The organism is Methylobacillus methanolivorans (genome assembly GCF_054588515.1).
The window spans coordinates 1,143,901-1,156,031 of sequence record NZ_BAAILT010000002.1 but is presented as its reverse complement, the minus strand read 5'-3'; the positions used below and the strand labels follow the sequence as shown (position 1 = coordinate 1,156,031).

The following is a 12,131-nucleotide window of genomic DNA, read 5'->3' as shown; positions in this document are numbered from 1 at the left end:
TGAAAAATTTTCGCCATTCTACGCGCCTTGCACAGGCTTAGATAGCACATGTAAGTCCATGGTCTGCTAAGGGATTTACTTTTTTAGTGGACGGGCACGCAGGGCGGCGGCATACGCCAGGCGCGCCCAATAAATCGCTTGTTCTGGCTCCTCGAGCATGTCAGCTGGGGCTTGATAATAAGACATCGTGACTTCCTTGCCTTGCTTTACATAGCAAAATGCGGGTAAGCCCAGTTGTGTGAATTCACCGCGGTTTTGATCATCTGCCTTGAGGTAGAGCGTATCGTCGGCAATCAGTGCAAACATGAGTCCTTGATGATAAATACCATAGCCACCAAACATACGTTTGGCTTGGATAGGCCCAAAGTCTCGCAGTAGTTCTTGCAGATAGTCGGTAAATTCACTCATGTTAGCGAGGGAGGATGTCGCGAATGTCAGCCTCTACGCTGCCCTTACCCAGCGTGAGCTTGACCGTGTCACCAATCGAAAGCTGTGCGCTGTCTTGCACCAGTTCGCCGTTGAGCTTTTCAACCAAGGCATAACCACGCTGCAATACCGCGCTCGGGTTCAGGTGGGCCAGGCTTTGCTGCGCGGCTTGCAAGTGCTGATGTTGTTTCTGTAGTTGCCGCGTCATGGCTTGCATGAGGCGCAGGCGTAATTGTGCGAGGTGTTGCTGCTTGTGTGCGACCTGCTGCATGGGAGAGAGCAGGCGACGGCTGAGGTAATCAAGCTGCTGACTACGCTGTTGCATGCGGTTTTGCATACTGCGTGCCAGGCGCTCGCGGCTTTGCTGCAGATTGCGTAACAAGCTGTTGCGATCTGGCGTGGCGAGTTCGGCAGCGGCTGTTGGCGTGGGTGCCCGTACATCGGCAACAAAATCTGCGATCGTGAAATCAGTTTCGTGCCCCACGGCGCTGATCACGGGCAGGCTACAGGTATGGATGGCGCGGGCGACGATTTCCTCATTGAACTGCCATAAATCCTCGATACTGCCTCCACCGCGACAGACGATCAGCACATCGCATTCCGCCCGCTGGTCGGCCGTGCGTATGGCTGAGGCAATCTGGTTGGCTGCTCCCTTACCCTGCACCGGGGTCGGGTAAATCACAATATGCACCGAAGGCATACGGCGGCGCAGCGTGGTGAGCACATCGCGCAAGGCGGCAGCATCAGGCGAGGTCACAATCCCGATTGTGCGAGGATGTGTGGGAATAGCAATCTTATGCTCGGCGGCGAACAAGCCTTCTGTGGCAAGCTGTTGCTTGAGTTTTTCATAGGCCTCGAACAGGTTGCCTAGTCCGGCACGCTGCAGGAATTCGATGGTGAGCTGGAAGTCACCACGTGCTTCGTAGAGCGTGACCACGGCCCTAGCCTCAACTTTGTCACCTTCTCGCGGAACCCAGTCCAGGTAGGCATTACGGCCACGGAACATCACGCAACGCACCTGCGCACCCTGGTCCTTGAGCGAAAAATACCAATGCCCCGAGGCGGCACGCGTGAGGTTGGAAATTTCACCGCTGATCCAGAACAAGGGAAAGCTTTGTTCTAGTACTTCACGCGCCATGCGGTTGAGTTCGGTGACGCTGAGGATGCGTTGGGGGTCTGCCATATGGGGCTTACTATCGGCTTTGCCCGGGGCTTGCAGCCTGGATTGGTGCTAACCGGGGTGTATCCGTTACAATTGCGGGACTTCTATTATAAGTGCTGAGGCTTTGTTTATGTGCAATAAGCTGTTTGCTGGGCGTCGTGGCTACTTTCTTGGCTTTATCACCAGTTTTGGCCTGGTGGCATTGGCCTTGATCATCCAACAGCAATACAACCTGGAGCCTTGTCCGCTGTGTATTTCCCAGCGTATTGCCTTTATGGCGCTGGGCTTATTGTTCCTGATTGCCGCCTTGCACAACCCAGGTGGCCTGGGACGCAAGGTCTATGGCTTATTGCATGTAGTGGCTGCGGTCACCGGCATTGGCATTGCAGCGCGTCATATCTGGATTCAGGCTAACCCCGACAAAGTCATGGCAGAATGCGGCGCGGGCTTTGATTACATCATGGAAACCTTCCCGCTGAAAAAAGCGCTGGATTTGATCTTCAAGGGTACGGGTGAATGCTCGGCCATAGACTGGACATTGTTCGGCCTCACCATTCCCCAGCTTTCCCTGATTGCCTTCGCTGGCTTAGCTGTGTTTGCTATCCTGCTCGCATTCGGCAAGAAGGCCTGATTCTGAACTCCCGGTAGGCCTTGGCCTGCCTCGTAATCGATTGAAATTAAATGTATAAAACCCTGGATGATTTTGTAGGAAACACCCCGCTGGTCAAGCTGCAACGCATGGCTGGCAAGACCAGTAACACCATCTTGCTCAAGCTGGAAGGCAATAATCCTGCTGGCTCGGTCAAGGACAGGCCCGCTCTTTCCATGATCAAGCGTGCTGAAGCACGCGGCGACATCAAGCCCGGCGATACCCTGATTGAAGCCACCTCCGGTAACACCGGCATTGCACTCGCCATGGTCGCCGCCATGCGCGGCTACAAAATGGTGCTGGTGATGCCGGATAACCAGAGCATTGAACGTCGCCAGAGCATGAAAGCCTACGGTGCCGAGCTGGTGCTGACCCCGCGTGATGGTGGCATGGAGCTGGCACGCGATGTGGCGACCAAGCTACAGGCAGAGGGCGAGGGCATCGTGCTTGACCAATTCGGCAACCCCGATAACCCCCTGGCGCATTACGAAGGCACCGGCCCAGAAATCTGGCGCGATACCCAAGGCAAAGTCACCCACTTCGTCTCCAGCATGGGTACCACTGGCACTATCATGGGCACCTCGCGTTACCTCAAGGAACAAAATCCTGATATCCGCATCGTCGGCGTGCAGCCAGAAGAAGGCGCGCAAATTCCCGGTATTCGCAAATGGCCAGAAGAATACCTTCCCACGATTTACGACGCCAAACGTGTGGATGAACTGATTTACGTTAGTCAGCAACATGCCGAGAAAACTACTCTCAAGCTGGCAACAGAAGAGGGCATCTTTGCTGGCATCTCCTCCGGTGGTGCGCTGTACGCTGCATTGCAATTATCCAAGCGCGTCGAGAATGCCGTGATTGTGACGATTGTGTGCGATCGGGGTGATCGGTATCTGTCGACCGGGGTGTTTCCTGCGTAATATAAAGAGCTGGCTCTTTATATCATCAATCGTTTTGATGCTTTGAAAGCGTAGACAGAATAGGGCTGTAGGCATGGGTGTCCGTGTGCAATGCCCCGCTAGACTAATCGTGAAAGCCCGGCCCGTTGGCCAGCTCGTAATGCAGCACAGTCGGAAAGGGATCGTAGAAGTGATGCAATAGCTGGCGCCATTCTTGATATTGCTCTGATTGACGAAAGCCCACTTCGTGGTGTGTAACCGACTCCCAGCGCACCAACAGCATGTAGTGGCTTGGTTGTTCAATGCAGCGCTGGAGTGCATGCCCTAAATACCCCGGCATGGACGATATGATCGCTTGTGCTGTGTTGAATGCAGTCTCGAATTCAACCGTTAGTTCTGGCCTAACTTGTAACTGCGCGATTTCGGTGATCACAAGTGACTCCAAGGAAAAAGCTTAAAGTTTGACATAAGGGTGTCAGCTTGGAAAAGGCCACTATATCGAAGTGGTAATAAGAGTAAGTTTCTCCTCCATGATTACTCGAGAGAGTGCGTTAAGTTCAATTTAGGCTGACTGCCTATGTCGATTAAGCGCGGTGTTATATTCTGTTTCGATGATTGATCAAAATATACTGAGCAAAGCTAGGCAAGCTTTTGCCTTGATCAGCCTAGGCCTGATGTGGTTCATGCTGTCCTGGGCCTTTCCTGCACACGCCATCAGCAGTATCACCATAGAAGCCGACACAGTTGAAGCGCCCTCGGTCAGTTTGCGCAAGCTCAAGGGTGAGCTGGGCCTAGATGGGCGAGTGCGGTTGCAGGCGGACTTGAAACAGCAGGCGGATGCAGATTGGCAGGCGCTGGGCTTGGCTTGTAATCAGGCTTTGCATCTGGTGGTGGATGAGTGGCGTTGTGAGCGTGGGGAGTTAAAGGCGGCTAATTTGAAGTTGCCATTTAGTTTGGTGCTCAAGCAGAGCAAGGCTGTCAAGCCGGAATATCAAGTGATGTTGACGCTGCGCGATGCCTCGTTCAGTAACGCGGCCGGGACGCAGGCGGCGGAGAAGTTGAATGCTGATTTAACGCTGGAGTTGCGTCAGCAGGCTGATGGCTGGCAATGGCAGGCGGCGGTGGATTGGCGCAGTGGGGAATTGTATTCGCAGCCTTGGTATTTTGCCGAGGGTGGGCACCGTCTGGTGGCGCGTGGGCAATATGCCGCGGATGAACTCAAGGTAGATGCTGCCGAGATTACGCTGGCCAAGGTGGGCAAGGCGGCGTTGAGTGCACGCTGGAAGGCGGGCGGGTTGCAGGATTTATCTGTCGATGCCACGCAGTTGGAGCTGGCACCGCTTTATCATTTGTTATTGCAGCCGTTGTTGGCAGATAGTGCGTTGAACAAGCTGGAGATTGGTGGGCAGGCGAGTGCCAAGTTTGAGCTGCGCAATGGCGAGCCGGTGTCTGCCTTGCTGGCGCTCAATGAGGTGGACCTAGAGGACCAGGATGGCCGCTTTGCCTTATATAAGCTCAATAGCCATATTCCCTGGTCCTATGACGAGGCGCAGGTGGCGCAGCTTGCCTATGCGGGCGGGCATTTTCTCAAGATTCCGCTGGGGGAGGCCAGTGTGCTGGCAGACCTCAATCGTTATTCCCTCACCATGTCGCAGCTTTACCTACCTATTCTTGACGGCGCATTGAGCCTTACGGATGTCTCTGCTACCCGGGCGGCAGGGGAGTGGCACTGGCATTTGCGCGCCAACCTGGTGCCTATCTCCATGCCAGCGCTGAGCCGAGCGTTGGGCTGGCCGCGTATGGAAGGCAAGGTGGCGGCGGCGATTCCCATGGTGATTTATAGCCGGGGCAATCTGACGACGAATGGCGATTTGTTGTTCCAGATGTTCAACGGCAATATCTCGGTGAGCAACCTCAGCATGCAAACACCGCTGGGTGCGGCTTCCAGGCTGCATGCCGATGTGCAGATGCGCAAGCTGGACCTGGGCGACATCACGCGCACGTTCTCGTTTGGTGCAATTGAGGGCAAGCTGGATGGCGATGTGGCTAACCTGGAATTATCAAACTGGCAGCCGGTGAGCTTTGATGCACGGCTTTATAGCAGCCCAGGCAGTTATCGTAAAAAAATCTCACAACGTGCGGTGGAGAACATTACCGCTCTAGGTGGCGCTGGGGCGGCTGCGGCAATACAGCGTAGCGTGCTACGGTTTTTTAGTGAGTTCAATTACAAGCAGATCGGCTGGAATTGTCAGCTACGGAATGATGTCTGCCTGATGAGCGGCGTGGAATATACGCCGCAGGGCTATGTGATCGTCAAGGGCAGCGGCATTCCGGCGATTACGGTGATGGGCTACAACCACAATGTGGGCTGGAGCGATCTGCTGGCTCGCCTCAAGCGGGTGACTGAAGGCAATAGCAAGCCGATCATCAAGTAGCTCTGCTGACCAGCTCTGCCGGGAAAACACTGACTAGGGTACAATTCTGTCCGATAGCATTCAAGGAACACGTAATGCAAAAAAACTGGAAATTAGCGCTAGTGGCATTAAGCATCATGGCACTACCTGCTTGCGTCACGATCAATATTTACTTTCCGGCTGCGGCCGCAGAAAAGGCGGCTGACCGGATTATTGACGATGTCTGGCAGCTCAAGGAAAAAACCGATGGCAAGGCAGCGCCTGCCACTAGCCAACAGGAGACAAAGTAAATGAAAAAATTTATTGCATACAGCATGTTGTTGGCTGGATTGATGGTGGCTCCCTTGGTGCAGGCGGCGGCTGATCTGGAAATCAACACTCCGGCGATTTCCAATATCAAGAACAGTATGCAGTCACGCCATGCCCAGTTGTCTGGCTTTTATGCCAGCGGCGCGGTCGGCTTCACCCGCGATGGCCTGGTGGCGGTGCGTGACGCCAATGCGGTGCCGCTGGCGCAGCGCCAAAGCGTGAATGCGCTGGTGGCGGCAGAAAACAATGACCGCAATGCGTTATACAAGGAAATCGCCAATGCCAACAGCCACCCGGAGTGGGAAGCAGAAGTGCGCAGTACCTTTGCCCAGCGTTGGATACAGAAGGCCCAGGGCGGCTGGTATTACCAGGATGGTAGCGGTTGGGTGAAGAAATAAGCATGCAAACAAGCAAAGCAAGTACATGACCCCAACGCTGATATTTGACATAGAAACTATCCCGGACACTGATGGCTTGCGCAAGCTTTACAGCCTGCCAGCCGAAACTACGGATAAAGATGTGGCGCGCGTGGCATTCCACAAGCGTCGTCAGCACAATGGCAGCGAGTTCCTGCCTTTGCACCAGCATCGTGTGGTGGCGATTTCCTGCGCCTTGCGTGAGGGCGATAGCTTCCGCGTCTGGACGCTGGGCAGTGCGGATGCGACAGAGCAGGAGATCATCCAGCGCTTTTATGACGGCATCGAGAAATATACGCCTAACCTGGTGTCGTGGAATGGCAGCGGTTTTGACTTGCCAGTGCTGCATTACCGTGCATTGGTGCATGGCATCAGTGCACCACGGTATTGGGACTTGGGTGACGATGACCGCGAGTTCAAGTGGAATAATTACATCAGCCGCTACCATACACGCCACTTGGATTTGATGGATTTGCTGGCGCTTTACAATGGCCGTGCCAATGCACCGCTGGATGAAATCGCGCAATTGTGTGGTTTCCCCGGCAAGCTCGGCATGGATGGCAGCAAGGTCTGGGATGCGTTTGTGCGTGGCGAAATCAACGCGATCCGGGATTATTGTGAAACCGACGTAGCCAATACTTATCTGGTTTACTTGCGCTTCCAGCGTATGCGTGGCGTGCTGGATCAAGCTGCCTATGAGCAAGAGGTGGCATTGGTGCGCGACACGTTGGCTGGCTATCCCGGTCAGCATTGGCAGGAATTCTTAACTCACTGGCAGCAATAAATCACTGCGTGCCTGGCATTATTTGACACAATCCATGAGCAATACAATCGCATTAGTTGAATCACTTGACCACGAAGGTCGAGGCGTGGCCCACGTTGAGGGCAAGACCATTTTTATCGACGGTGCCCTTCCAGGTGAGCACGTGACCTACAAGACTCGTCGCCGCAAGGATAGATACGAGGTGGCTGACGTGGTAGACGTGTTGCAGCCTTCGCACTTGCGTACCGAGCCAGCCTGTAAACACTTCGGTATCTGTGGTGGTTGTGCCTTGCAGCATCTGGAGTTTTCCGGTCAGGTGGCTGCCAAGCAGCGCATGCTGGAGGGTAATCTCTGGCATATCGGCAAGACCCATTCTGAGCGTATGCTGCCGCCTATCTATGGCCCTGCTTGGGGCTATCGTCACAAGGCGCGCTTGCGTGTGCGCTATGTAGAAAAAAAGGGCGGAGTGTTGGTCGGCTTCAATGAGAAATCCAGTAGCTTTGTCGCTGACATGGATAGCTGCAAAGTCTTGCCGCCAGCCATTTCCAATCTCATCGAGCCGATGAAGGATCTGGTGGGCAAGCTGAGCATCCGTGATCGCGTACCTCAGATCGAGGTGGCGGTGGGTGAATTGGCTACCGTGCTGGTGTTACGCATCCTAGAGCCATTGCAACCGCAGGATACCGCGCCTATCAAGGCGTTTGCAGATCAATACGGCGTGGAAATCTGGACGCAGAGTAAGGGGCCGGATACTGTGCAGCCTTTCTACCCGCAGCAAGGGCCAGGCTTGAGTTATTCATTGCCAGAATTCAATCTGACTTATCCGTTCAAGCCTACCGAGTTTACCCAGGTTAACCCGCATATCAACCGCGTGATGCTGCGCCGCGCTATGCAGTTGCTGCAACCTCAAGCTGGTGAGCGTATTGCTGATTTCTTCTGTGGTCTGGGCAACTTTACGCTGCCGATTGCGCGTAGCGGAGCCTCGGTGTTTGGCATGGAAGGTTCGGCAGCGCTGGTGGCGCGTGCGCATGAAAGCGCTGCACTCAATGGCCTGGGCGGGCAGGTGGAGTTTCAGGAGGCCGACTTGTTCAAGATGACGCCTGAGCTTCTGCAATCGCTAGGTAAGTTTGACAAGTGGTTGATTGATCCACCACGCGATGGAGCCATCGAGCTAGTGAAGGCATTGCCTGATGCGGAAGATACCGCAGCCGATACCTCGCATGTGCCGCAACGGATTGTCTATGTTTCATGCAACCCTGCTACATTAGCGCGCGATGCTGGCATCCTGGTTCACACCAAGGGATATCGATTGCTCGCTAGTGGCGTAATCAATATGTTCCCGCATACCTCGCATGTGGAGTCCATCGCACTCTTTGAGAGAGCAGCCCCGTGATGTGGCGGCAGGCATGGCGGCTTGGCAGCCTGGCTACCCTGATGGTGGCATCGCTGCTATTGCTGGATGCCTGTAGCCGCGATACTGCCCCGGTGCAAATCCGCAGCGCGGTCAGTCAACTGCCGCAAACGCTGGACCCTCGCTACGCCACGGATGCGGCTTCTGCACGCGTCAATCGTCTGCTTTATCGCTCGCTAGTCGATTTTGATGCCAATTCTCACCCTGCATCTTCATTGGCAAGTTGGCGCGTGCTTTCGCCACGCCTGTTTCGCTTTACACTGGGCCAGCAGGGGCGGACTTTTCATGACGGGCGCTACCTCACTGCTGAGGATGTCGCTGCTACCTATCAATCTGTACTTGAGTTAGCAGATTCTCCACATGCTGCTGAGTTTTCCAATATCAGCAAGATTGAGGTGCGTGACGAGAATACGCTGGATTTTTTTCTCAAGGACGCGGACAGCAACTTTCCTTCGCGGCTAATCCTTGGCATTCTCCCGGCTGAGTTGATCGCACGTGCGCATGATTTTTCCCGAGAGCCTGTTGGCAGTGGGCCCTTCAAGTTTATCTCCTGGCAGCGCTCGCTTAATCTGGAGCGCCAGTCTGACCGCAAGCGTTTCGTCTTCGAGGAAATCCGTGACCCGACAGTGCGTGTGCTTAAGCTGGTGCGTGGTGAAACCGACATCTTGCAGGGGGATTTGCCTCCCGAGCTGGTGGCATATCTGAAAAAACAGCCTGGGCTGCAGGTGCAGGAATCTCAAGGTTCCAATTTCGCTTATATTGGCCTGAATATGCAAGATCCAGCATTGCAAAAGCCGCTGGTACGTCAAGCCTTGGCGCATGCTATCGACCGTGCATCCATCATCCGTCATACTCTGGTTGGAGGCAGCCGCCCAGCAGAAACCATTCTGCCGCCAGAACATTGGGCGGGCAACAGTGAGCTGGTGCCTTATCAATACGACCCAGCACTGGCGCGGGAGTTGTTGCAGCGTGCTGGTGTAAGCCTGCCACTCAAGCTGGTCTATAAAACGTCTACTGATGCTCAACGCGTCAGGCTTGCCACCATGATGCAAGCGCAGATGCGCGAAGCTGGCATTGAGCTGGAAATTCGCAGCCTGGATTGGGGGACTTTCTTCGATGACATTAAGCGTGGCAATTTCCAGCTCTATGGCTTGATGTGGGTAGGCATCAAGACGCCGGAAATTTACCACCTGGCATTTCATTCATCCTCCATCCCGCCTAAAGGTGCCAACCGTGGTCATTATTCGGACGAGAAAACTGATGAGCTGATTATGGTGAGCGATTGGGCCAAGGTGGCCGCACGTGTGCATGAGCAGTTGCCCTATATTCCGTTGTGGTACGAAGGTCAATTCGCAGCCACGCGTCAGCACATCCTGGGCTACCAGTTGCACCCGGACGGTAGCTGGGATGGTTTGGTGGACGTTAAGCGCAGCAAATTGAAGTCTGTGTTCCCTGGAAAGAATACCCTGGAGGGCTTCTAGATGCAGATAGAAGTTTCTATTCCATCACAGACCTTGTGCCTACTTGATGATGCTGGGCAAGTGCTCAGGAAGTTCGCGATATCGACAGCGCTCAAGGGGGTAGGCGAGCAGAAAAACAGTTATTGCACCCCGCGTGGCATGCATGTGGTGCGCGCCAAGATAGGCGATGGACAGCCGCTGGGGGCGGTGTTCCAAGCCCGCAGGCCTACGGGTGAAGTGTGGACGCCTGAGTTGCATGTGCAATACCCTGGGCGAGATTGGATACTGACCCGCATCCTCTGGCTTTCAGGATGCGAGCCGGGTTTCAACCGCTTGGGAGATGTCGATAGCATGCAGCGCTACATCTATATTCATGGCACTCCTGATAGCGAGCCTATGGGCGAGCCGCATTCGCATGGCTGCATCCGCATGCGTAATGACGACGTGGAGGCTTTGTTTGATCTGGTGCCATTGCATACCCCCGTGATGGTGCGGGATGCTTAAACGCGTAGTGGGCATAGCTCCCGTTGTTTTTGGTGTTTTGCTGCTGACCTTTTTGCTCGTACACCTGGTGCCCGGTGACCCGGTTGAGGTGATGCTGGGAGAATCTGCCCCCATGGCAGATCGTGAACAGTTGCGTGCGCAATTGGGGCTGGATCAGCCGTTGCCAGTGCAGTTCGGCCATTATCTGGTGGCATTGGCCCAAGGCGATTTCGGTCGTTCCATTCATAGTCGCCAGCCCATTGCCGACACTTTGCTAGAGCGATTGCCTGCTACGGCTAGCTTGGCACTATGTGCCTTGTTGATTGCGGTGGGTATAGGCCTGCCATTGGGCATTATCGCGGCGCTCAAGCAGGGGCGTTGGCCAGATGGGCTGGCAACCTTGCTCAGCCTGAGTTTGTCTGCCATGCCGCATTTCTGGCTTGGGCCGTTATTGATGTTGCTGCTGGCCTTGTGGCTGGGCTGGTTGCCAGTCAGCGGTATGAGTGAGCCTGGGGCCATCATATTGCCTGCTCTGACGCTAGGCTTCGGCTTGGCTGCCATTCTCACGCGGATGACCCGTGCCAGCTTGCTGGAAGTGCTCAATGAGGATTTTGTTCGTACCGCACGTGCCAAGGGTGTTAGCGAGCGTAAAGTGATCTTGCGCCATGCATTACGTGCGGCTTTGCTGCCTATCGTGACTGTTGTTGGCTTGCAATTAGGTAGCCTGCTGGCGGGCACGGTAATTACTGAAACCGTGTTTGGCTGGGAAGGCATAGGCCGCCTGCTGGTTGAGTCAATAGAAAAGCGTGATTACCCGGTGACGCAAGCCTGCGTGGTGGTGATTGCCCTGAGCTACGTTGTCATCAATCTGCTCACCGATTTACTTTACGTCAGGCTCGACCCCAGGGTGAGGCTGGCAACATGAAGCGCTGGCCGTATTGGGTCTTGGCTTTCTGGTTGATGGTCGTGACGTGTTCTCTGTTATTTGACTTCAGGCCAGATGACATCAATCTACAACAAGTGCTGGCACTGCCTGGGCATAGCGCTTTGCTTGGTCATGATGATCTTGGACGCGATATTGCTGCCCGCCTGGCTGCCGGGGCAGGAGTTTCGTTGTTGGTAGCCTTGATAGTGACCCTGGTGACGCTGACGCTAGGCACAGCAATTGGCTTGCTGGCTGGCTATTGTGGTGGTTGGGTTGACCGGTTGCTGATGCAGGTGACGGATGTCTTCCTCGCATTTCCAGGTATTTTGCTAGCGATTGCGTTCGCAGCCGTGTTGGGGCCTGGCCTGGATAACTTGCTGTTGGCGTTGTGCATGACTTCCTGGGTGGGTTATGCACGTTTGACGCGTGCCCAGGCCTTGAGTTTGCGCCAACGCCAGCATGTACAGGCAGCGCAATCGCTGGGTGCATCGGCAGGCCGTATTATGCGCAAGCACATGCTACCGCTATTGGCGGCGCCATTGGTTGTTGAAGCGACTTACAGCATTGCGGGTTTGGTCATTGCCGAGGCTAGTTTGTCTTTTCTTGGGCTTGGCATACAGGCACCACACGCCTCCTGGGGCTCCATGTTGCGGGATGGTGTGCGCTATTTGCTGGTGGCACCGCATTATGTGCTGGCTGTTGGGATTAGCCTGATGTCGGTGGTGCTTGCGATCAACGTGTTGGGCGATCAACTGCGCGATGCCTGGGATGTCAGGCGTATGCGGGACTAATACGGATTAACGAGGGAGCGATT

General features: G+C 54.8%; 14 protein-coding genes. 11 read left to right on the top strand and 3 right to left on the bottom strand.

All coding sequences use genetic code 11. The annotated features are described in order from the left end of the window. Positions 1-75: 75 nt before the first annotated feature. Entirely contained in the window at positions 76-408 is a 333-nt protein-coding gene (locus LG202_RS06705; protein ID WP_230347621.1) for a TfoX/Sxy family protein, read from the bottom strand. Between the two features lies 1 nt (position 409). After that, positions 410-1,609, bottom strand: a complete 1,200-nt coding sequence (xseA, locus tag LG202_RS06700; RefSeq protein WP_230347620.1) for an exodeoxyribonuclease VII large subunit — start codon at positions 1,607-1,609, stop codon at positions 410-412. Between the two features lie 109 nt (positions 1,610-1,718). Here xseA and LG202_RS06695 point away from each other — a divergent pair, with 109 nt between their 5' ends. Together LG202_RS06695 and cysM are read left to right on the top strand one after the other, a co-directional pair. Beyond that, positions 1,719-2,219 carry a disulfide bond formation protein B gene (locus LG202_RS06695; RefSeq protein ID WP_230347619.1) on the top strand — a complete coding sequence of 167 codons (501 nt, stop codon included), beginning with the start codon at positions 1,719-1,721 and terminating at the stop codon, positions 2,217-2,219. Positions 2,220-2,269: 50 nt separating this feature from the next. Next, positions 2,270-3,157 carry a cysteine synthase CysM gene (gene cysM, locus LG202_RS06690; protein WP_230347618.1) on the top strand — a complete coding sequence of 296 codons (888 nt, stop codon included), beginning with the start codon at positions 2,270-2,272 and terminating at the stop codon, positions 3,155-3,157. A 103-nt stretch (positions 3,158-3,260) separates the two neighbouring features. Here cysM and LG202_RS06685 read toward each other — a convergent pair whose 3' ends face one another. Next, positions 3,261-3,569, bottom strand: coding sequence for an antibiotic biosynthesis monooxygenase family protein (locus LG202_RS06685; RefSeq protein ID WP_230347617.1), 309 nt, complete (start codon positions 3,567-3,569; stop codon positions 3,261-3,263). A gap of 178 nt (positions 3,570-3,747) precedes the next feature. Here LG202_RS06685 and LG202_RS06680 point away from each other — a divergent pair, with 178 nt between their 5' ends. The 9 genes from LG202_RS06680 to LG202_RS06640 all read left to right on the top strand — a co-directional run bounded on the left by LG202_RS06680 (position 3,748) and on the right by LG202_RS06640 (position 12,108). Continuing rightward, the gene (locus LG202_RS06680; protein ID WP_230347616.1) at positions 3,748-5,571 is read left to right on the top strand and encodes a hypothetical protein; all 1,824 of its coding nucleotides are present in this window, start codon (positions 3,748-3,750) and stop codon (positions 5,569-5,571) included. A 74-nt stretch (positions 5,572-5,645) separates the two neighbouring features. Continuing rightward, on the top strand, positions 5,646-5,840 hold the full coding sequence (locus tag LG202_RS06675; protein ID WP_230347615.1) for a hypothetical protein: 195 nt from the start codon (positions 5,646-5,648) through the stop codon (positions 5,838-5,840). Continuing rightward, positions 5,841-6,257 (top strand): YdbL family probable chaperone protein, encoded by a 417-nt coding sequence (locus LG202_RS06670; protein ID WP_230347614.1) that lies wholly within the window; start codon positions 5,841-5,843, stop codon positions 6,255-6,257. A 25-nt stretch (positions 6,258-6,282) separates the two neighbouring features. Then, a complete protein-coding gene (locus LG202_RS06665; RefSeq protein WP_230347613.1) occupies positions 6,283-7,059 on the top strand; it encodes a 3'-5' exonuclease in 777 nt (258 codons plus the stop codon). 34 nt (positions 7,060-7,093) lie between these two features. Then, positions 7,094-8,431, top strand: coding sequence for a 23S rRNA (uracil(1939)-C(5))-methyltransferase RlmD (rlmD, locus tag LG202_RS06660; RefSeq protein ID WP_230347612.1), 1,338 nt, complete (start codon positions 7,094-7,096; stop codon positions 8,429-8,431). Then, positions 8,431-9,930 (top strand): ABC transporter substrate-binding protein, encoded by a 1,500-nt coding sequence (locus LG202_RS06655; RefSeq protein WP_230348060.1) that lies wholly within the window; start codon positions 8,431-8,433, stop codon positions 9,928-9,930. Before rlmD ends, LG202_RS06655 begins: the two co-directional genes overlap by 1 nt. After that, positions 9,931-10,413, top strand: a complete 483-nt coding sequence (locus tag LG202_RS06650; protein WP_230347611.1) for a L,D-transpeptidase family protein — start codon at positions 9,931-9,933, stop codon at positions 10,411-10,413. Then, complete coding sequence (gene nikB / locus LG202_RS06645) at positions 10,406-11,317, top strand: nickel ABC transporter permease (protein ID WP_230347610.1); 912 nt, start codon at positions 10,406-10,408, stop codon at positions 11,315-11,317. Before LG202_RS06650 ends, nikB begins: the two co-directional genes overlap by 8 nt. Beyond that, positions 11,314-12,108, top strand: coding sequence for an ABC transporter permease (locus tag LG202_RS06640; protein WP_230347609.1), 795 nt, complete (start codon positions 11,314-11,316; stop codon positions 12,106-12,108). Before nikB ends, LG202_RS06640 begins: the two co-directional genes overlap by 4 nt. Positions 12,109-12,131: the final 23 nt, after the last annotated feature.